The organism is Prevotella sp. P5-64 (assembly GCF_002251285.1).
Taxonomy (GTDB): domain Bacteria; phylum Bacteroidota; class Bacteroidia; order Bacteroidales; family Bacteroidaceae; genus Prevotella.
Genome location: NZ_NPJK01000031.1, coordinates 28,115 through 48,648, shown reverse-complemented (window position 1 = coordinate 48,648; position 20,534 = coordinate 28,115). Strand labels below are relative to the sequence as shown.

At 44.7% G+C, this 20,534-nt stretch carries 24 protein-coding genes and 1 pseudogene; 2 read left to right on the top strand and 23 right to left on the bottom strand.

Annotated elements, in window-relative coordinates:
• Window positions 1–139 (bottom strand): annotated as a pseudogene (locus CIK87_RS13960) (IS1380 family transposase); the annotation flags it as partial.
• A gap of 169 nt (window positions 140–308) precedes the next feature.
• Here CIK87_RS13960 and CIK87_RS06020 point away from each other — a divergent pair.
• Both CIK87_RS06020 and CIK87_RS06015 read left to right on the top strand, forming a co-directional pair.
• Window positions 309–809, top strand: a complete 501-nt coding sequence (locus CIK87_RS06020; protein ID WP_044065270.1) for a nucleotidyltransferase domain-containing protein — start codon at window positions 309–311, stop codon at window positions 807–809.
• An 11-nt stretch (window positions 810–820) separates the two neighbouring features.
• Window positions 821–1,570: a nucleoside phosphorylase gene (locus CIK87_RS06015; RefSeq protein ID WP_006743466.1), complete on the top strand. Its 750-nt coding sequence runs from the start codon at window positions 821–823 to the stop codon at window positions 1,568–1,570.
• Window positions 1,571–1,838: 268 nt separating this feature from the next.
• On the opposite strand, the gene CIK87_RS06010 is transcribed toward CIK87_RS06015, so the two are convergent.
• The 22 genes from CIK87_RS06010 to CIK87_RS05900 form a co-directional block, all read right to left on the bottom strand.
• The gene (locus CIK87_RS06010) at window positions 1,839–2,456 is read right to left on the bottom strand and encodes a hypothetical protein (RefSeq protein WP_005812828.1); all 618 of its coding nucleotides are present in this window, start codon (window positions 2,454–2,456) and stop codon (window positions 1,839–1,841) included.
• A gap of 17 nt (window positions 2,457–2,473) precedes the next feature.
• Window positions 2,474–3,658 (bottom strand): hypothetical protein, encoded by a 1,185-nt coding sequence (locus CIK87_RS06005; RefSeq protein WP_227713878.1) that lies wholly within the window; start codon window positions 3,656–3,658, stop codon window positions 2,474–2,476.
• Window positions 3,659–3,708: 50 nt separating this feature from the next.
• Complete coding sequence (locus CIK87_RS06000; RefSeq protein WP_005812832.1) at window positions 3,709–4,107, bottom strand: hypothetical protein; 399 nt, start codon at window positions 4,105–4,107, stop codon at window positions 3,709–3,711.
• 288 nt (window positions 4,108–4,395) lie between these two features.
• Entirely contained in the window at window positions 4,396–5,223 is an 828-nt protein-coding gene (locus tag CIK87_RS05995; RefSeq protein ID WP_005812835.1) for a hypothetical protein, read from the bottom strand.
• A gap of 67 nt (window positions 5,224–5,290) precedes the next feature.
• Window positions 5,291–6,541: a site-specific integrase gene (locus CIK87_RS05990; protein WP_006743468.1), complete on the bottom strand. Its 1,251-nt coding sequence runs from the start codon at window positions 6,539–6,541 to the stop codon at window positions 5,291–5,293.
• Window positions 6,542–6,578: 37 nt separating this feature from the next.
• Complete coding sequence (locus CIK87_RS05985) at window positions 6,579–6,893, bottom strand: hypothetical protein (protein WP_006743469.1); 315 nt, start codon at window positions 6,891–6,893, stop codon at window positions 6,579–6,581.
• 12 nt (window positions 6,894–6,905) lie between these two features.
• On the bottom strand, window positions 6,906–7,226 hold the full coding sequence (locus tag CIK87_RS05980) for a helix-turn-helix domain-containing protein (RefSeq protein ID WP_006743470.1): 321 nt from the start codon (window positions 7,224–7,226) through the stop codon (window positions 6,906–6,908).
• Between the two features lie 148 nt (window positions 7,227–7,374).
• Window positions 7,375–8,637, bottom strand: coding sequence for a site-specific integrase (locus tag CIK87_RS05975; RefSeq protein WP_018710019.1), 1,263 nt, complete (start codon window positions 8,635–8,637; stop codon window positions 7,375–7,377).
• A gap of 84 nt (window positions 8,638–8,721) precedes the next feature.
• Entirely contained in the window at window positions 8,722–9,894 is a 1,173-nt protein-coding gene (locus tag CIK87_RS05970; RefSeq protein WP_094386305.1) for a site-specific integrase, read from the bottom strand.
• Window positions 9,895–10,088: 194 nt separating this feature from the next.
• A complete protein-coding gene (locus CIK87_RS05960; protein ID WP_074909339.1) occupies window positions 10,089–10,499 on the bottom strand; it encodes a DUF4134 family protein in 411 nt (136 codons plus the stop codon).
• A gap of 58 nt (window positions 10,500–10,557) precedes the next feature.
• Complete coding sequence (locus CIK87_RS05955; protein WP_005812854.1) at window positions 10,558–10,890, bottom strand: DUF4134 domain-containing protein; 333 nt, start codon at window positions 10,888–10,890, stop codon at window positions 10,558–10,560.
• A complete protein-coding gene (locus CIK87_RS05950) occupies window positions 10,887–11,339 on the bottom strand; it encodes a hypothetical protein (protein ID WP_005812857.1) in 453 nt (150 codons plus the stop codon). The genes CIK87_RS05955 and CIK87_RS05950 overlap by 4 nt, the downstream gene beginning before the upstream one ends.
• A 221-nt stretch (window positions 11,340–11,560) precedes the next feature.
• Window positions 11,561–12,331, bottom strand: a complete 771-nt coding sequence (locus tag CIK87_RS05945; RefSeq protein WP_007837351.1) for a metallophosphoesterase — start codon at window positions 12,329–12,331, stop codon at window positions 11,561–11,563.
• Window positions 12,328–13,107: a hypothetical protein gene (locus CIK87_RS05940; RefSeq protein ID WP_005812861.1), complete on the bottom strand. Its 780-nt coding sequence runs from the start codon at window positions 13,105–13,107 to the stop codon at window positions 12,328–12,330. The genes CIK87_RS05945 and CIK87_RS05940 overlap by 4 nt, the downstream gene beginning before the upstream one ends.
• Window positions 13,095–14,066, bottom strand: a complete 972-nt coding sequence (locus CIK87_RS05935) for a hypothetical protein (RefSeq protein WP_005812863.1) — start codon at window positions 14,064–14,066, stop codon at window positions 13,095–13,097. The genes CIK87_RS05940 and CIK87_RS05935 overlap by 13 nt, the downstream gene beginning before the upstream one ends.
• Window positions 14,067–14,222: 156 nt before the next feature.
• The gene (locus CIK87_RS05930) at window positions 14,223–15,122 is read right to left on the bottom strand and encodes a toprim domain-containing protein (RefSeq protein WP_005812865.1); all 900 of its coding nucleotides are present in this window, start codon (window positions 15,120–15,122) and stop codon (window positions 14,223–14,225) included.
• A 200-nt stretch (window positions 15,123–15,322) separates the two neighbouring features.
• Window positions 15,323–16,429, bottom strand: a complete 1,107-nt coding sequence (locus CIK87_RS05925; RefSeq protein WP_005812867.1) for an AAA family ATPase — start codon at window positions 16,427–16,429, stop codon at window positions 15,323–15,325.
• Between the two features lie 2 nt (window positions 16,430–16,431).
• Window positions 16,432–16,773 carry an AlpA family transcriptional regulator gene (locus tag CIK87_RS05920; protein ID WP_005812869.1) on the bottom strand — a complete coding sequence of 114 codons (342 nt, stop codon included), beginning with the start codon at window positions 16,771–16,773 and terminating at the stop codon, window positions 16,432–16,434.
• A 43-nt stretch (window positions 16,774–16,816) separates the two neighbouring features.
• Complete coding sequence (locus CIK87_RS05915) at window positions 16,817–17,185, bottom strand: helix-turn-helix domain-containing protein (protein WP_004320284.1); 369 nt, start codon at window positions 17,183–17,185, stop codon at window positions 16,817–16,819.
• A 133-nt stretch (window positions 17,186–17,318) separates the two neighbouring features.
• Entirely contained in the window at window positions 17,319–17,960 is a 642-nt protein-coding gene (locus tag CIK87_RS05910; protein ID WP_173823483.1) for a hypothetical protein, read from the bottom strand.
• Window positions 17,961–18,283: 323 nt separating this feature from the next.
• A complete protein-coding gene (locus tag CIK87_RS05905) occupies window positions 18,284–19,531 on the bottom strand; it encodes a site-specific integrase (protein WP_094386301.1) in 1,248 nt (415 codons plus the stop codon).
• Window positions 19,528–20,094: a DNA-binding protein gene (locus tag CIK87_RS05900; protein ID WP_094386299.1), complete on the bottom strand. Its 567-nt coding sequence runs from the start codon at window positions 20,092–20,094 to the stop codon at window positions 19,528–19,530. Before CIK87_RS05900 ends, CIK87_RS05905 begins: the two co-directional genes overlap by 4 nt.
• Window positions 20,095–20,534 lie beyond the last annotated feature (440 nt).

Here is a 20,534-nt window from a genome sequence, read left to right as displayed (position 1 = left end):
CTATCTCGCTGAACTGATATCCGAAGATACTGCTGCATCTCTGACCCAGTGTTGAGTCGATAACGGGTGAAAGCATGGAGTCAAATTTCTCCATGATTGAAAAAATTCCTCCAAAAGGTGTGAGTTTTTCGAATTTTATTTGTACCTTTGCAGCGCCTTGTTACGATTTTCGCTTGTTTTCTAATTGCAACACTAAGATAAGTGAAAAATCTGACACGGCAAAATCCTAGGCAACTTATTGTTGCTCAGGAACTTATAAATAAAGTTAAATTATAGTGTTGCGGAATTAAGGTTTTAATTGCAATTTTATGGTCACTTATTTTGATACATGTGAGATTCTTGAAATGCTGTCTGAAGCATCTGTAAAGGTGTTTCTGGACGGCGGTTGGGGTGTCGATGCACTTATAGGCAGAGAAACAAGAATACATAACGACATCGATCTGTTCGTAGAGAAGAAAGACTATGGTAAGGCCATATCCGTGATTACCTGGAAGGGATACAGAGAAGTTGTAATGGACTATACGACCGATAGCCATACTGTCTGGAAAGATGACAACGGAAGAATAATCGATCTGCATTGTTTCGAATATGTCGAAGATGGAATTCTATATGACGGATACACTTTCCCAAGCGAAACTTTCTCAGGTAAAGGAAATATCGGGAATATTGAGGTAACATGCATAAACCCGGAGGCACAGGTACAGTTCCATCTTGGATATGAATACGATGAAAATGATGTCCACGACGTCCTGTTATTATGCAGAACTTTCAATCTTGAGATACCGGAGCAATATAAAACTCACATCTGATTCAATATGCTATGATTACTGATAGTTATGATATTGAAACTGAACCAATGATCAATCTGTTTGATTTCTACGGCAGACGTGGAGATTTTGCAGATATATGCCTGATAATATTCTCGAAGGAGATTCATCGGCATTTACTTGATTCCTACGAATCTGAAATTATTGCAACTATGCCGGCTTGCAATGGCGATACGCATATCTATAAAACAACTTATAAAGGAGTTACGATAACTTTCTACCTGTCAGGAATAGGTTCAGCAGTAGCATCCTCTCAATGTCATCTTGCAAGCTGGCTAACTGGAGCATCAAAGTTCATTATGTTCGGTTCCTGTGGCAGTCTTGACCGTACAACCACACAAGGTAGATTTATCATACCGACACAAAGTTACAGAGGGGACGGGTGTTCATATTATTTTGCAGCACCATCCGACTATATTGATATAGCCGCAAGCAAGGAACTTTCCATAATTTTCGACAAATTATCTGTACCATATATTACAGGTAAAATATGGACGACAGATTCGATGATCAGAGAAACAAAAGGACTTGTACGCAAACGTATGGAAGAAGGGTGCATCGCTGTAGAAATGGAATTGGCTGGAGTTCAATCTGTGTGCGACTTCTACAATTTGAAGTTGTATGCTTTTTTTGAAACAGGTGACATTTTGGATACAAATGGATATGAAGCCAAAGGCTTGAACAATGCCAACCATAGTTTAAACAAACTTTATATTGCTTTAGAAACGGCAACCTACATCTGAAGTATATCAGAATTGTAAATTCCCATTTAGCGGACTATATAAAAAGTATTCCATAACCATCTATACGTGGTTTACGGAATGCTTACTTTATAACAATTAGGTTTACACTCGTTTATTTTGACGGTGCAAAGTTACTCATGCTATCTGGCTCCCACAACGGGCAATAGTGCACATTTTCAAGAAAATGACGTTTTCAAGAAAAAAAATATCCCTACAAACTTAGACTATGCCAAGTTTCGTAGGGATTTTGGAGGGTATAAACATTAGATTACTTCGTCCAGTGGTAGTGACTGTCGAGCATCAGGAAGATAGCCAAGCCGAAAATAACGAGTCCAAGGACAAAGAAGAACCAGAAGAAATACTGCACATAGTGTCCGAGGTAGGTTCCGTCGTACTCCTTGTACCTTTCCTGAACCCTTCTACGTTCTTCATAAAACATTTGATTGACCTCACGGATATGCTTCTGCATCTGAGTGGTCATCCATTCATGTTGTTTGTCGAACATGTCCTGAATCTTCTTCCAGTCAACATCATCGACTCTGACTGAAACCTTCAACTTGGTTGGGGCATCCTTCAGAACATTGTCAATGTGGGTATTGATGGTGTCAACCTTACCACTGATAGTGTCAACGGCATTGCCAAGAGCAGTCTGAGCTGAATTGTACTTACGGATGGCAGACTCCAGTTGAAGAGTTGCATTGATCCAAGTGTTGGTCGCTTTGTCAATGTTCTCACTCAACTGCCTGAGTTCAGGCGCACGACTGACAACAGCATCCTCGGCATCATGCTCTTCAATCTCTTCCTGGACTTCGTTCATCATGTCATCGAAGTCAGGCTTCTGCTCGTCATCTTCGATGAGTTCTTCTACATGTTTTGTTCTTCTCATTGATATGTAGGATTTGTCTAACGGTGGAATGAACGTCTTTTCTGCGGTGGCTTGCACATGGCATGAGCCATCTGGAGGCAACGGCGAGCCCGCTCACGCTCGTCTTCGTCATCATCCTTACCCCAACCAGAGGAAGGAGCAGAACCACCACCGCCACAAGATTCGGACACGGTTGTTGCTGCATCAATCATATCAAGGAAGAGAAGCATACCTACATGAGAAATGTCCTCTCTTGATGCAGTCATATCAGAATCAGGAACCTGAACCTCATTGAGGAAGATGTCCTTGACCGTGTTCGGAATATAGATTCTCTTCATTTCACCGCTAACATTGACATTGAAGGCAGTCTTGGTAGCAACTGGCAATGGCTTAGAATTGGACTGGGTAGGTTTCGTTGTCTGAGCAACATGGCGAGCAGGGCGAGCCGGTGAAACGGAAGGTGAAGCAGGTCGCATCTTGACCTGAGTAGGCTTAGGATGCATCTTCTTCCATGTGGCTTCAAGCTGTGATACCATGAACTTTCGACCGATGGCAGAAGCCTTGAACACTGAGGCATTCTTGCCGATGGTGTAGCCCACAAGTTTGCAGTTAGTAGTGTCATACCTTGGATTGACCTCATAGCCTCTCATGCGAAGCATATCAAAGTAACGGTCAATGTCGAAACTATCCATCTTCTGAAGGGTATATTCGCAAAACTCCGCTATATCTTGTTGGCGCATTTCACGAACCTCCTGAGGTTGCTCCCAACCATGCCTTGCGTTGATAATTTCCGCAGCCCTTATTGCTCTGATGTGAACATCGTGAACATCGTTGGTCTTGCCGTCATTATCCACACGGCAACAGTCAAGATGCAGGTGAAGGGTTCCAGACTTGGAATCCCGATGCAAGGCAGCAACACTCATAGAATTGCGGAAATTGGTCTTGACCTTCTCCTTAAAGCCTTTGGGTAAAAGTCCGACTGAATCCAAAGCTTCCAATCCTTCATCAGCGAGGTTTGCCCAGTCATCCAAGGTATAGTTCTCTGACTCTTCCTTGGATGGGGAGAGTACAAACGTGGTCATGAAGCGTTCCAACTTTCGCCCAACAGTCCTGTCCTGTTGATGCAACTGGCAGTGATGCTTCATCCGATACCAGATTTCGGTGGCATCGAGATAGTCAGGCATGTGGTTCACCTTGACCACGGTTGCATCCTCCTTCTCCATTGCGTACCTTGCGGCATTGCCGCCATAGGCTACTGGTCTTGCGAGTATAATCATTCGTCTTCTTGAACTTTGGTCAGTACAGGAGAAGTAAGGTTGTCTTCAATGCTATACCAGTGTTTGATGAGTCGTTCAACGGCTTCAATCCACCACTTCATGAACTTTGGAGATCTGAACATCTTCTGCTTTTCCTCGGGTGAAGCATCGTGCAACTTACTGCGGACTTTTATCAAGTCGGTACGTGCCTCAGTCAGAGAGTTCAGGGCTTTGCTTTCCTCTGGAGTGAGTCGCTGACGTGGGTGATGCTTCTTGCCAGTCTCAACGAGATACTTGCCTATGCTCATACCACATTCCTTAGCGAGTTTTTTCAGTTCCTTCCAGTCCTTATCGGTACAGCGGAAGGAATGCACCCTTGTGGGTGTCTTCTTGATAATCTTCTTTTTCTTAGCCATATCTTTGAATATGATTAAAGGGATGAATATAAATCAGTAAAAAAGAAGGACATAGGTCTGCGAGCCTGCGAGTAGCCCGAGAAACTTTTAGGACTGCATAAATTTGGTCACAAATAATGTAGTACAAAAGGATTTCTCGAAAAGTACCTCTTAAAAATCGGTCCTTTTACCTGCTAAGTTCCCGTCAGGGCTTAGAAAGTCGTTTCGGCTTGCCGTGTTGTCCTGTATCGGTAAACGTCCTTTGGGATGGTTTGGCGGTGCAGGTCGCATTCCTGAGTCCTCAGACGGCTATTTGTTGCCGTTCTGGTTGTAGTAGCCGTTAGGCTTCTGATAGCCGTTGAAAGGCGGTCTTTGATTGCCGTTAGGCTGTTGTGGCTGCTGTCCTCCTTGCTGAGAAGGTATCTGCTCATGCTGCTTCCCTTCATTCTGCTTGCCATCGGCTTCACCTTGGGGAGAAGGGCTGTCAGCAGACTGCGGGGAATTGTTTTCAGGAGGTGATGGTGACTTGTTGCCATCTGCTCCAGACTTACCCACATTGCCACTATCATTAGATTGTGGTGATTGGTGCGACACATTGCCAGTTGTCTGAGGATTGTTGCCCTCGGCAGAGTCATTGGATTTGTCATCGGCAGAAGCAGAACCTTCCTTGTCCTTCTTCTTGTCATCAGGATCCTCAGTGATGATGACCTTGGAGGCAGGAACTTCCGCATGGATGATTGCCGTACTGTCGTTATTGCGCTTTAAGGCAAAGGCATTCGACACGAACTTGGCATCAACATACCAGCCTGAGAGACAATGAAGGGTGTAGATGCGGTTATCTTCCACTTCCTGAGAAGAGAAAATGCCCACAGCCTCCATAGCATCCAACAGCTTTGGAACCGTCTTGCGGTCTTTGTCCCAGAGTTTGGCAAGTTGGGTATTGTCAACCATAACTTGACCTGCCAAGATTTCTACTTGCTTGGTCTTGCTGATTTGCACAAGTTTTGGAACTGGCTCGGCAAGATCCACAAGCGACATGAAGCATTCCATACGGTCAATCTTGTACTTCTTGCTTCGAAGATGCTTCAACTGCTCTTCAGAGAAAGTGAAGCAACGATGTAATTTTTTATCGTCCATAGTCTATGATATTATTGAAATGTAACCGAATAAAGGGAAAAGGAATATGCCATCAAAAAGAAGAGAATCACTGGATAAGTTCAACCAGGGATTTCTTCATGTCATCATCAATGACTCGGTATCGGGCAAAAGCAACGCTGCCTTTGGCATGACCAGACATAGAAGCAACCAAATCAGGGTCTTTGACCATGCGGTAAAGATTACCGATAAAAGTCCTTCGTGCAAGATGAGAGGTAGCCACATCTGAGATTGGCTTCTTCTCTTCAAGCCGTGTCTTAGGGTTAATCACAGTGACAACACGATTTACCTTGGCACGCTTCAAGATTCTACGGATAGCATCGTTGAACTTGAAGTTATAATGCTTGGGGAAGATTGGTTCATCATCACCATGGTCATGGCCATCAAGGATAGCCATAGCCTTGGGGATAAGAGGAACCCTTACAACGTCACCTAACTTGCCCTTGGTCTTGATGGGGATATATTCCAGAACACCGTCAATAATGTTCTTGGGGGTGAAGGTCACAAGATCACTATGACGGCATCCGACCATACACTGAAACACGAACATATCACGATACTCAGCAAGTTCTGCATCATCCGTTAGGTCTGCATCCAGAACTTGGTCACGCTCCTGAATGGTCAGGAAATATGGAGTGCCATAGAGTGCCTTGGGCATGTCATAGCCAAAGAAGGGGTCATTGTTTGTGACTCCCTGCTTTCGTACCCAGTTGCAGACGGTACGCATCAAGGTCATGTTAGTGACGATGGTATTCATAGATATGTCATAGTCAGAAGACAGGAAATCCGCAAACACACGAAGATCATCGGCAGTCATGCTGTCAATGTTCATCGGGTGTTTGTGTTCATCCTCAAAACGAGTAACCTTGTCAATCAGGCATCGGGTGTTGCACTCCTGATGCTTGCCGAAATGCTTGTTCTGAAGGTACCTCTCTGCCCAGATGACAAAGGATTTGCTTACCGCCATGCCACTGCCCATGCAATAGGCATTGGGGTGGTGATAGGCAAATATCAGTCGTCTTAGCCAGTCGGAGTTTGCTCCGATATAGTATTCCCTGGTTATGATACCTGTAATCTCCTTGACCTGTGAGTCAAAGAGGTTTCTGGTATCGTCATCCACAAGATTGACACGGCTCTTGTAGCCCTGTCGTTCTTGGCTCCAGTGATTGGGATTGATCTGAAGTTCGCTTGCGCACTTGACATCAAGCCCTTTGTCACGGACACGGAAGTACACCGAAGCACGGCTGTCAAGGTCGTTCTTCGATGTATCTTTCTGACGTATGTAAGCGGTAACTCTCATTGATATGTCTATGATATGACAAAAGGGAAAGAAGAAACTATCTGCGGAAATGCAGGTGACGATGCTCGGGATAGTCCGAAGCAATGTCCTTCAGCTGCTGTTCAAGTCGCTCGTTCTGGTATGGAGTGAGCGCATGGATAGCCTTGATGCAGACACTCTGCACAAGCAGGGTTCGTCTGCCGATAGTGTTTTCTTGGTCAATGCCCTTGTTGGCATGTGAAATCTCGCACAGTTCATTGAAGGCATCCTTCATACTGTGATAGCCTGTGCCATCCTTGGCATAGGTAACGGCAAGGCTGGCTACCTGAGCCAGTTTGTCGTTGTACTGCTGTTGATTGAAATCCTGATTCATAATACTCATTGATTAGTGGTTGGCAAGTTCATTCAGCTTCTGGGCTGCTGCCTCCTTGGTCTCAGCCTCAGACATGCTGCGGTTCTGACGCATCCACTTCAGAAGTTCAGCCTTCTCAAAGTAGATGAGTTTGCCGTTTGGACGGAAGAAAGGAAGCTCATGACGATGGGTCATCTTGTAGAGACTGCTCTTTGATATACCCATGAAAAGGGCTGCTTCTTCAAGTGTCAATACCTCCTTGGCTGCGCTGAGAGTGTTCTCCAGAACCTCGATGCGATGCTCAAATGACTCTACCTTCAAAAGAAGAGTCTCGTTGTCAATAGTCTTATTCATAATCTTGATATTTAGTTGTTTACGTTATCCTGAATGCTTGGTTTTGAGATAGCAAGCCCCTAAGGGTAGCGGAAACCACTACCTTGAATCAGGGCACTGCTTTTGATGAAATGAAACTGGTTGTTATCCTGAATCGGCTCGTTAGCCGTTATTCGTTATCCTGTATATCTATGACCTTGCGAGGGTGCGTGTTGGTCGCTGCCGTTCGCTTGGTTCGTGGAATCTTCTTGTTCTCGGTGTGTGGCTTGCGACTCCTGAATACCGTCTTGGTATTGGAGATAGCCTTGACCTTTTCCTCAGTCAGCACGTCTGCATAGACTGCGGTTGATTTGAGCGACTTGTGACCCATGAGTTTCTTGGTGGTCTCGATGTCACCAGTAGCCGCTTGGATCAAAGTGCCAAAGGTGTGTCGGGAGGTATGGAAGGAGATTGTCTTCGTAATACCTACCTTCTTGGCTATTCTTTTGAGAGCTGCATCCACATTGGCATGGGCAGGAAGGTGGAAAACCTTGTCATCCTTCTTGGGTGGCATCCATGCTTCTGCGGTTGAGCAGATTGGGACGGCATTGAGTTCCTTGGTCTTCTTCTGGACGATTACAAGTGTGTTCGTTGCCTCGTTCCTCATGATGTTTGACCATCGCAAAGCCCTTATGTCGCTGATGCGTAGTCCTGTAAGGCAAGCGAAGCCAAATGCCAACTGGGTTTCCCTGACTCCGTTAGTCTCTTCGGATGCCATGAAGAGTTTGAGTTCATCGGGTGTAAGGTACAGCTTGTGACCAGACTTTGGCTTGGAGATTGTGTCTTCCTTCTCCAACTGATAGAAGGGGTTTGCCTTCAACTTGCCAGTCTTGACTGCCTTGTTGAATACTGCAACAATGCGTTGCTGCATGTTCCGCAAACTGGCATTACTCAATGGCTTTGCCTTGACTCTCACATACTTCTGAGGTACATAGTCATTCTTCAGCCAAAGAAAGAATGCCTTAAACCATGTCTTATCGAACTTCATCAGAGTGATGTGAGGTCTGCGTTTGGCTTTCAGAAACTCCTTCATGCGTTCTTGAAGGTATTGAGTCTGCTCGACAGTCCTCTTGGAATATTCGGGATTGCCGTCCATCCACTCCATGTAGGTCTGGATCCAGTCAATGACCTCGGGAGAATCATCATCTGGAATGTCGGGTACGACCATCAAGTGACCTTTCTCGGGAATGGTCTCGGGATGAAGGATGCGCTCGGCACGAATCTCCTGCGCACGTTTCAAGGTAGCCTCGTTGCGTTCCTTTGTCTCTTGGTTAATCTCAGGGATTAGGTAGAGGGAAAGGAACTCAAACTTGCGCTTGCCATTGTCATAGATGTCAAGATACAGGCTCTTGTTGTCGTTTTCGAGGTCTTTTTGTCGAAGTGTGATGGTCATATCAATGATTGTTATAATTGGTTATACCACTGGGGTAAAACACCACCCTGGTTTATCAAAGGGGGTGCTTTCAAGTCACCTCCTTTACTTGAACATTCCATCAATGAGGTTGATGGCTTCCTCCTTCTTCTTATCTACGATTTTCGCATAGATTTCAGTGGTCTGAACATTGGTGTGACCCATCAACTTGCTTGTGGTGAACAGGTCTGCGCCAAGTGTCAGCATCATTGTTCCGAAGGTGTGACGTGAACAGTGGAAACTGATGTGCTTCTCTACACCTGCTGCCTCTGCCCATTTGCGAAGGGCTCTGCCTATGACGGTCTGAGTAGTTGGTATATCAAAGAAGGGAGTTGTTATTCCCTTTGGTTTTGGTAACCAACGCTTTGCCTCTTCAGAGAGTGGGATGATGACAGGCTTCTCCGTCTTCTGCATTTCCATGTCAATATACTCGCCCTTGCCGTCAGGAGTCTTGAAAATGTGAATCGGTGCAAGTTTGTACATATCACTGAGTCGCAATCCAGTGAAACAAGCAAAGATGAAGGCTTGCTTGACCTCTGGGCGGTAACTGTCGGTTGCCATGAGGGCTTTAAGTTCCTCAATGGTAAGGTATTCCTTCTTGCCATCCTTTGGCTGAATGCGCTCCTTGGCATCCAGTTCCTTCATTGGATTGTTTCGGATAATACCTTGACGGACAGCATTGTTGAGAGTAGTCGAGAACATGCCGAGGTAACGGCTTGCCGTGTTCTGGCTGATAGGTCTTGGCTCAATGTACTTGCAGTGTGAGTTTGGGAAGGTGCGAAGGAACTTCACATACCCACGGCAGAAATCAGCATTGACCTCTTCAAGGGTGATGAAGGTCTGATTGGACTCTTCAAGATATTTCTCCACGGTGTGAAGCATTTCAACACGACAATGGAGGGTTGACTTCTTGGTGCTGACTCCACCTTCACAATACTTCTTGATCCATCCTGTCAAGAGTTGTGAACCCTGCTTGACGGTTTCCCAGTCTTGCACTCCGTGACCATGGAGAGCCTTGATGCGCTCTGCCTTGATACGTTCTGCGAGTGCCATCGTTTCCTTGTTCTGCTCCTTGCAGAGTGGATTGACCTCAGGAATGATATAGAGTTTCAGATACTCATACTTTCTGACTCCCTTCCAGTAGATGTCAAGATAGATACTCTTGTTGCCATCTGCGAGAGGTTTGAGACGAATCTTAATCGGCTCCTTCAGTTTGACTTGTTTCTTTGGTCTTGCCATGCTTGTTTATATTTTATTTTGGTAATTTACTCCCGAAAGAAGGGAAAATGAATTTTGCAGAGGGTCTGCGAGGGTTGGGCTTTTCGGATGCTGATATATCGTTTCTGCATCGTGATTATGCCTTTGAAAGCATGTGCAAAGATATGAAAATCAAGCCATATATGAGAAACAAATCAGAAACAAAAATCATTTTATTATATCTTTTTAAGAGTCGGTTGAGCAAGAATCGGAAAAATCAAAAAATCGCTTATTCGCTTGATACTAAGCACTTTATTTGTCACTTCCTTTCTTATCCTTTCCAACCAATTTTGGAGGACTAAGATATTTTTCACGTCCTGTTCCTCGTTGTTCATGGCGATGTAAACGCTTATGGCTCCGACAATTGCAACGACACCTGCAATGGCATAGCAGAGCTTCACCACGATAGGTACATACTTGGCAATCTCCTCCGTCACTGTGGTAAGCGCGGTCGTTCCTGCCGAGTAGTCGCCGGCTGCGTTCTGTGCCATTGCTGCGGTGGTGCCGACAAGCAACATCAGGGCGAGCGTTTTCATGCGCTGTGAAGAGAAGAATCCCTTCACCTTCTTGTTAATCCTTTCAAACATTCTTTTTACCTTTTAATTTGTTACACTTTGAGTTATCTTATCTCGTATCACCTGTATCTCAAATCTGATAACCGAAGAAAGCGGGGAAGACGATGGTCGCTCCTATGAGGAACAGGCAGGCTCCCACCAGCATCATGATGTTCTTCTTCACTCCTTCTTCGCCCGTATTCATCTTTATATATATCTGCAAGGCGCTGACTATGACCACGATGCCCGCCACTGCATAGCACAGATAAACGATATAGAGCATCATCGTCACGGCATAGTCATGGGCACTCGCAAGTGCGTCCGCTCCCCAGCTGTAGTCCACGTTGCCACACTTAGCACTGGCCAGAGCTGGGGTTAAAGCGGCATATAATGATAGAAATGCACTTCTTGTTTTTGACATCATATCTCATTATTGAGTGATTCCACCTTGACCATGTCACGTCCATTGTGACGAAGACCGCGGGCGATGATGGTGTTGTTCAATTCTTCCGAATACATGGGGTCGGAATAGGTGGTATTCACTTCCTCCATCTTCTTCTCGATTGCGCTTTGTATCTTTTCAAGCACATGAGGCTTGCTCTCTTCCGCAGTGGCGGCTGCCTCCTCTGTAGGCTCTGCAAGCTGCTTCTCCTCGTAGGCTGTCTCATATTGGTTGTCGCCTACGCTGAAACCACCGTCGCTCTCGCTGACCGCTATCGACTCTTCCTCGTCGGTCATGTCACTGACATCAAACGACTCGCCCTGTGACTTCTCGTCCTTGGGCTTTCCGTACAGATCCTGCACGATGATGACCGTATAGTAGATGACATAGATTATGGTCACGACAATGGCGAATATTACAAATGACTTCATATTTTCAAGTTTGATTTTACTATGGTTTGGCTTATTGCCGATGCAAAGGAACTACCTTTTCTTCAATCTTAAACCGAAATGACTTTCCGCGGAGCCAAATCTTAACTCTAATTTTGATTACACTCGCAATCATACTCAAAAATCAAACTCGAAAGGCACAAAAAAAGCCCTTCCGATAGGGAAGAGCTTGTAAAGAGGGTGGATGAAAAAAATGTGGATGGCTATATGGTCAGGTACTTGCCATGGGAGAAGTCCTGATGTTCGTTAGAGAAAACATAGCCCAACTGGTTGGACAAGCATTGGGTGTTGCCTATCCTGGCATCGATGTTGGTGTGCGAATGTCCGTATATCCAATAGTCTATGCCGCTATCGGTGATATAGTCCTCCAACTCTACGGTGAACGCCACGTTTGCCTTGCTGCCTTGAAACTTTGGGTGGAGCATACGGAACGATGGTACATGATGGGTGACAACAATCTTATGGGCTGCTTGCGAATATGCCACTGCATCCTTGATAAAGGTGAGGCAACGTTCATGCTCAGCATTGAATTGGGCATGGGTCATCAGCTCACCTTTATATAATATACGGCGGAAGTCGCTTATCACTTGCTCGGTGAAGTAAGCGTCCTCCAAAGGAATCCTCGACCAAAGGGTGGAGAGGATGATGTCGGTGTCGCCAATCCTCGCAATACCGTTGTAGTGGCTGAATACATTGGGACGTACCTCCAAGAGATAGCCGTCGGGCAGTGTCGCCACATCATAATATTTGTAGAACTCATGGTTGCCCATGCAGCAATGCACCTCCTTGTAGTTCTCCGATGCCCAGTCCCAAAAGGGATGCTTGGAGTAGTTGTCATCGCCGAGATAGCCGATGTCGCCGGCAAGCAGCAGTATGTCGCCCGTCACCTCCAAGGGGTGGGCTTTCAGATACCGCCAATTGTCGGCAAACTCCAGATGCAGGTCGGATGCGTATTGTATCTTCATATTGGTCATGCTTCTATAAACAATTCATCCAGTTGATCTAACAGTCCGGTCACAAATGCCTCGTCTTGACCGAGTGACTTTGACAATGGTTCTGCGAGAGTTGACCAGTCGGCTCTGATGGAGGCGACAAACTCCCTTATACATGCCACTATTGAAGCAGGAGCCTCAATGTTGTCCTCAGTCATTATGACCACATTTTTCAGGATGTCCGAACGGTGCTTCTTGATGTCTTTGGTGTTCACATGCTTGCCGTCCCGCTTGTCTGCCATGAGATTTAGGTAGGCTCTTGCCTTCAGTGCTATCAAGGCAGCGGAATTGGCATGGCGTATGCCATCAGTCAGTTGGCTGTGTGCGATAGTAAAGTGATAGTAATCATCGTCCATGATGATGGCACTAAGACTCGACACATCTTCATCGGTCGGGATAGGTTCTATGACAAATCCCTTTGGCTCTCCAAGCACGTCGGGGTGGCGTGACAGCAGTTCTATCATCTCGGGATAGCCGTCTTTACCATCAAGGAAACGATACATTTCATACCTTGGTGGCTCACCAGCCTCCTGTTTCCTCTTTTCAGGTCGATAGCCAGCCTCCCGCACAAACTGCCAGAAGCGATTGGCGAAAGCCTCGGTCATGTTCTCTACGATGACTATCATGTCGATGTCGTGTGTGGCGCGTGGACGCACCACGGTATTGGTCATGGTGATGTCACAGGCTGCTCCGCCTATCACCACATAGTTTTCTGAGTATTCCGCAAATGCTTCACGGAACTTGACTAATCCTTCCATTTCTGTTCACTGATTATTCGTTCTACTTCTTTTTCTACTCTCGGATCATCATCATCTCTCAACGAAAGGACAAGGGAAAGGCGATCAACCCACTGGCTTTTGTCGCCCATTTTGCTGACAACAGGGTATTTCCATACCTCTATGATATAGTTGCCGTCATAGATGTTGGGATTCTCCATGACATCAGCCGACTTGACGGCACGATATTCCTTGCTTGTCATCATTATCATCTCTTCCCGGTCACGATTAAGCATGGAATAATGTGCCAGGGCATTGATGCCGCATACGGGGTATTCCGCATCCAAGCGTATGTCATCGCAAAAGATGCGGTTCTCCACAGGTGACAGCAAGACGTTCTGAGCCTTGTCCCACAGTTCCTTGCCCTTCAACTCGAAGTGTACCACCTTGCTGCGCTGTCCGTTCTGAATCTTTTGACACAGTCCTACATCTTCAAGACAGGTGACACCCAACGTGACGCTTTCGTAAGAATATGGAAGCAACGGTGCAATATCCCTTGGCGACATTCCTTCAATACTGCCCACCTGTAGGTGATAGAGTAGTATGTATTGCGCCACAGGGGTCAATACTTCGGCAATCTTCCTGTTGCTTGTCTTCTCCAATGCTATGATGCCTGGCAGATGGGCATATTCCTCGGACATGACAAAGAAGACTCCTTTGTCTGCCAGTCTGTGTCGCTCGTAGGTGGGTCCGGGCGCAAGGATAAACACCGCAGGCAGTCCCAGGGCTTCGGTCAACCGCTTGCCCGTGATGGCGCAAGTCCGTGGAGAGGGATTGCCCTTCTTGGGCTCAACGAACAGCAGGGGCGTGCCTTGGTATGTGCCATCATAGAAACGGTATGAGAGTTTCTCGCCAACCGTGATGCCTTTCAGGCTTTCCTTGGCACGAGGTTCCACCTCAAAGCGTCTGCCCAATATCCTTATTTCTTTTTTCAATTCCATTCTGCTACATTTTAATAATGTATTAAAACGATGCAAAAATAAGGATAATAATTGAGAATCAAGCATGTTTGGGCGAAAAAGTGCAGATTTGATATGTAATTTCAATGCATTTGAGCCATTTTTGCATCAAATGATGGTGTTTTCGTCTTTATAATGTCATTCAGATGCCGTTCGTTTCTTCCTCATCAGATAGTCGTTGACATCCTTGTAGTCGGCATATCTGAAGGACTCGTCCGTCACCCTGTACTCGAATACATTGCTGATGCTCTCAACCGTCTTGCGTCCTGCCTGGTCGTTGTCGAGGAAGCAATGGATGTGGGTGTAACGGTCAAGGTAATGCAATGCCTGTTTGAGGTTGGCGACTGAGTTCAGTATCATATAGTCGCAAGGGCTTTCAACGACAAACCATCGGTCTTGCTGTTTAACGAGGGTCATATAAGCAAGGAAGTCCATGAAGCCCTCAAAGACCAGACAACCGTTTTGCCACTCGTTGAACGTATGGGCAAGCAGGGTGATGTCCTTATGCCCGATGCAGCCCTTGAAATAGGGATTGCGCACCTCATGTCCTTCACTCAGATTGCCAAAGGCAATGCCATAGTAATGTTTTTGCTCAACCTTGTAGTGTATCTCCCTGCAATACATCCTGCCAATGGTGATGTCTATCCGTCGGCTACTGAAATAGGACAGCAGAGAATGGTTGCTCAGTGGGAGCAGCTTCACATCGTTCATCTTGGTTGTCGTGTATTCCTTGGCTGCGATAGCGGTCTCGATTGCCTTATCCACAGTGGCAATACTCTTGGACGCAAGGTAGGCAAGGGCATCGGAAACGGATTGTTTGTTATACATACGCTTTACCAGCTCCACAAGGTCACCGCCCTCCTTAATGGCGTAGTCGTACCACAGGTTCTCCTTCTTGCTGACCTTGAACGATGCGGTCTTCTCGTCCCTGAAGGGTGACAGATACCAGTAGGCATTGCCCTTCTTCTTTTTCAGCGTTACATTCTCCTTGTCTAAGAAGTCTATAATGCTCAGTTTCTTCGATTGTTCAATATTCATTGTACTTTCATTTGTTCGGTTTTACTTTGTCCATGGAAACAGTTTACTTTACCCTTTCTCCTATATAGGCACACCCGTAAACTAAACCATTTGCTAAACTACTTTTCCGCTTCCCAATTCAGCCTCCGATTTCGGTTTACTTTGGCCTTATTTCTTATATATAGGTACGGACGTAAACTAAACTGGTTTCTGAACTGTTTTTATTCCTCTTCATGGAACAGGTCAATCTCGGCAGGTGTATATCCGAAATAGTAATGATTATCCCGCTTCACTATGAGCTTTTGCTCGTTAATCAGGTATTTCAGCATTTTGATGATGACGCTTCTGCCACGCTTAAAGCCAATGTCTGCATAGGCTTGCGTTAATTCCTCCACCATGCGATCGAATCCTTTGATAGGTTTCTCCTTGAATGCAGCCGTCAGCGCCTCGTTATGCTGTTCGGATGTCAAGTCTTGGTAAGTAAACCTTGACGGTTGCTTGTCACCTTCTTCCTTCTCCGGCGTGTGCTCGACAATCTCTGGCAACCCTTCCTCATTGACTGTAAAGGCAAACGGCTTGAACTCCTTCTCACGGATGTGCATCGCCTTCACCTCGCTGATGTCGGGATTGGTGGTGCTCTTGGTGATGACAAGCACCGTCTCTGCCTTGTTGTTCATCTCCGTACCGATATGCCCGCGCACGTTATTGTCGCCCTTGTTCTGATGCAATACGCAATGGATGTGCAGGTCATACTTTGATGACCATTCCATCATCTTGTTGATGACCTCGACCGATTCTCCCGCATTGTTGATGTCGAGAAGCAGGTCTCTGATTCCGTCGATGATGACCAGTCCATAGCTTTGGTCTTGGGCAAGCGCATAGTCTATGACCTCTATCCTGACGGAGGGCGTGTACTCTCTCAGACAGATAAAGTCAAGGTTCTCGTTGTCGATGCTTGTAGGTAGACCAGCGAGCTTCAGGATGCGCTCCAGCACATTATGGCAGTGATAGCGGCTCTGCTCCGTATCTACATACAGTATCTTGCGTTTCCCCTCTGGCAGACTGGCGCGATAGTTCAGTACCTTGCCGTTGGCGAGGGAAGCGGCTACCAAGGCAGACACGTTGAAGGTCTTTTTCGCCTTTGCCTTACCAGTAGAAGCACTGAAGTTGCCCAATGTGGCTATGCTGGAATTATCAACCCATATAATCTGAGGAGGTGTTTTATAAGTATCTGTTGCCTTTATCAACGATTCGCTCAATATGCGATTGAGACGCTGTACTCCTTCCTCTTTTGAGTTAGGCTGTACATGTTTGTTATTTTCTTCCATTTTCATTCTTTCGGATTATCAATTTCTATTTTCGTTACCATTCCAATGACCTCTTGTTTGTTTTGGAGCAGCCACTTGTCGATTTCTTCTCTATTAAAATACAGCATTTTTCCCCTTGGCTTATAGTGTGGAACTTCTTTTGCGGCTGTAAGTTTGTATAGCAGGCTTTCAGAAACACCAATATACTTACATGCTTCGTCAAACCCCAAGACGGTTTTGGTCTGCTTGACCATCTTCTCCAATTCCTCGATTCGCTCTATTAGTTTGTCAATAGGTCCCAAAGCCTCCAAACTGTCTTCTATTGCGACAATTCGCTCATAGAGTCTAAAATGTCTTTCATTCATGTGTCACGTACCTTAATTAAATTGTTTACAGACAGTAGCACGGTTATATTAGCCGTCTATTCTTTCTTTGTGTAGATAGTACATATTCCTCTGCTTCTCTTTGAATCTCGTTCTTCGATTTGCCCTTGGTTCCTTGAAGCCATTCATCTATCTCAGATTTGAGGAACATGATGCGTTTGCCTCTCTTGTGAAACGGTATTTCCCGATTGCTTGTCCAGCAATATATGGTATGCTCTACCGGATGTGTTGGGAGATAAGCACATAATTCAGCAACCGTAAACCATGTTTCTTCTTTTTCTGATTGAACAAGTTCATATATACCATCAATCTTGTCTTCTAATGATGACAGCTTTTTCAGTACCCCCGTTATAGCGTTGGGAATATCTTCAAATCTTATACTATTTTCTTCCATGCTAATTATTTTTTATGATTTTTGATGCAAAGTTATGGGGAGACTGTCACTAAATAGAAAAAGTAACGTGATAGTAAGGCAGTATCAACCAAACTATCACGTTTTTACTTTCATTTAGCAGAATTATTGTGATTTATTCCTCTCTTAATATCTGTTCGATGGATTTGCAGATGGCATATTGACTTGCTGTCATGGAAACGTTTCTTCTTATCCTTGAAAGAGAAGAGGAAAGACAACTTGAAGTTATGAATTTCTCTGTTCCGTCCTTTTTGATACTGATTAAGAAGCGACCTTCTCCCATGACATATTGCCAATTATTGTTTATCAAATGGTATTGAGCCATAGCGTCAAACAGTATGGCTACATTACGTACATTTTTTACACGGATAGATGCGTCCAAGTCGCACTTGAATAGGCGACACAACTCGCTACGCACATCACTGTTGTCGGCAAAGTCAAATATATCGTGACTCTGGACAAGTTCTACCAACAAATCCATCTGTCTGTCTGACAATTGGCATCCCAAAGTGAGGATGGACGATTTCTTTCGGGTAAGGATTGGCAGACCAGTACCCACATGTTGAAGAAACAACTCAATAAGTTCCTGCTTGGAATAATCTTCTTTTTTCTTGATTATTGACACACACTTAGAGTCTCTAAACAAAGTACCAATAATGCCAATTGCCATCTGTCGCGAGTTCTTACAACGTGCACAATCACAGTCAATATATTGGTGACTGCGCTCAAATAGTTCTATGAAGTACTCTGTCTTCATATGATTCTTTTCAGCTTGAAGATACCAACTTCTTGCGATCTCAAACAACTCATACAGTTCTCTGTAGAAGTCTTCTGTACACTCCACATGTTTGTGGACACGCTTGCTCTCTTCAAAAAGAGAGAAGCCAAAAAAGGCTGTCTTTTTTCATTTTTATCTGTTTATTGTTATAAATGTTTGGTTTCCACGAAAGGTTAAAGTGCCAAAACAATAGCATCATTACATAGAATGTTGAAAATGAAAGGCACTAAAAACCACCTGTACAATAAAGGACTTATTGATACAAGTGGTCTTCTATACTAAGTGCTTACAAATGATAATCACTATTCATCTATGTCCAACTTAAAAGCTTCTGTAGCTTCATCTTTCTTCTTGTCAATTACTTTTGCGTAGATTTGCGTGGTTTTTACATTGGTATGCCCTAACATTTTGCTTACGGTATATATGTCTGTACCGTTAGCCAATTGTAATGTTGCATAGGTGTGGCGGAAGCAATGAAAGGTGATGTGCTTGGTAATCCCAGATGCTTTTACCCACCGTTCCAAAGGCTTTGATATCCATGAAGGGTCAGGCAGTCCGGCAAACACCAACAGTTCTCCGTCTTTCTTACGCTCACCGCAAAGCTTGTATGCCTGTAGAGATATAGGCATGTATTCAACGCCCTGAGTCTTCTGCTGAGTGAAATTGAGACGGTACCCACCATTGTATTCTTCCACCTCTGACCATTTAAGCTTTTGAATATCGCTATGTCGCATTCCTGTCAGTGCAGAGAACAAGGCTGCCCGTTTTAGTATATCATCACACGGAGTCTTTGCCAATATATTAAGTTCTTCCAGTGACAGATACTCTCTCCGAGCACTCTGAAACATGATATTCTTAGCCTTGGCAGCAATATCACAATTCAGATAGCCATCCACAAAAGCTTGTTTGAATGCCGCCTTGAAGATAGAGAAGTACGTCGATGCCGTATTCCTTGAAATAGTTCCTTTCTTAGAACCACCCTGCGGTGCCTTTATCAAGAAGGAACGGAATGCCTCAATATACTTCATGTCAATCTGCGAGAACTGTATATAGTCACTCTTGGCAAACATTGACAACAGAGTGTGCAATCTGCGCCAGTTGACAACTATCGATTCTGACGCAGTTTCCTCTCTTTCTTTGATTAGCTTCTCAATATACTCCAGAACATTGCATTTTGAGCGTTCGCTTTGTTCTGCCATTTCCATTTGCTGGTCAGTAAAGAGAGCCATATTGTCGTATTCTTTTTGACGCAGGACTCGAACGCCATCCGCATAAAGGCAAGTTTCCATATCTTGCTTGGATTTACACTGAATAACGCCATTGTCATCTCGCTTGGGCTTGTACTTTATTCTACCAGCAACGGCTCGCTCACTACGTCTTTTATCCCATATCGGAGTAGTAATAGACCTCCTGAGATATTCACGCACTCGTTTGGGTTTGTCACTTCCCGTCTCATAAACAGGATAAGCTTCAAGATAGATGAACCACTCATCTCTCCACTCACTTTTCTTTAATTTGACGGAGACTTTAGTATAATCTAATCTTTTCATAATGGTTTTATGTCTTTATAAAGTTTGTCTATTGATGCCTTGTGAGCATACACATAATTACCGATTTGCCGGGTCGGTATTGAGTATTTTCGTATATGAGCATACACGGTGCTGTCATCCAGATGAAATTTCTTGGAAATCTCACCTATTGTATAGCAATCCTCTGGTTCCATGCGGTACATGGTAACTGGTTTCCTTGGCTTGGTGTCAAGCGGAGACTGTCTTAACGGAAACATATTCATTAATTCTTCTTTGCATACAAGTCGTATTCCTTTCTCTGGCTCAATGAAGGAAATCTTTTTCATGTAGATGAGCCTATAAATGGTTGAGCGGCTTGCACCAAACATAGCATACGCTTCCGTTATGCTGATATACTCTTTAGACTTGGGTATATTGCTTACAATCTTGTCCAGTTCAAGTTGGCGTTTTTCTTCATCATGCTTACGCTTCCACGCCACCTTGGAGCATTTGGGTGAACAATACCAGGACTCCAAAGTCCTTGCGAAGAACTCTTCTCCGCACACAGGACATTTCCGTACTATCTTATACTTTGCTACTGCCATAATTCATTCATTTTGTAGTTCTTAATATCTATTCTTCTCATCATATCTACTTTTTCTTACAGGTACAAATGAGGTACAGATGTTTATAATATTAACGCAAAGATAGCAATATTATTGTGTACGGCCAAAAACAAGAAAAGCGTGTAACTCATTGAGCTACACGCTTTCCATTTGATATTGTATTCTTATTTATATATGTGCTTACTTCACCTCCTCGAAAATGTACCATACTGCTTATCAGACGCTTACTTTTACTTGGGACAAATATGGATTGCTTCTAAGATAGGAATAAATAGAGAAAGATAAACATCAATAAGGTGGATTCTAACAGGTGTACGGCAAATAAGTAGTTAACGTTTGGTAACACCACACACTGGGAAATTTTACTCTTACTTGGGGCTTTTCATAATAGATTCCAAGATAATGCAATAGTTATTTAG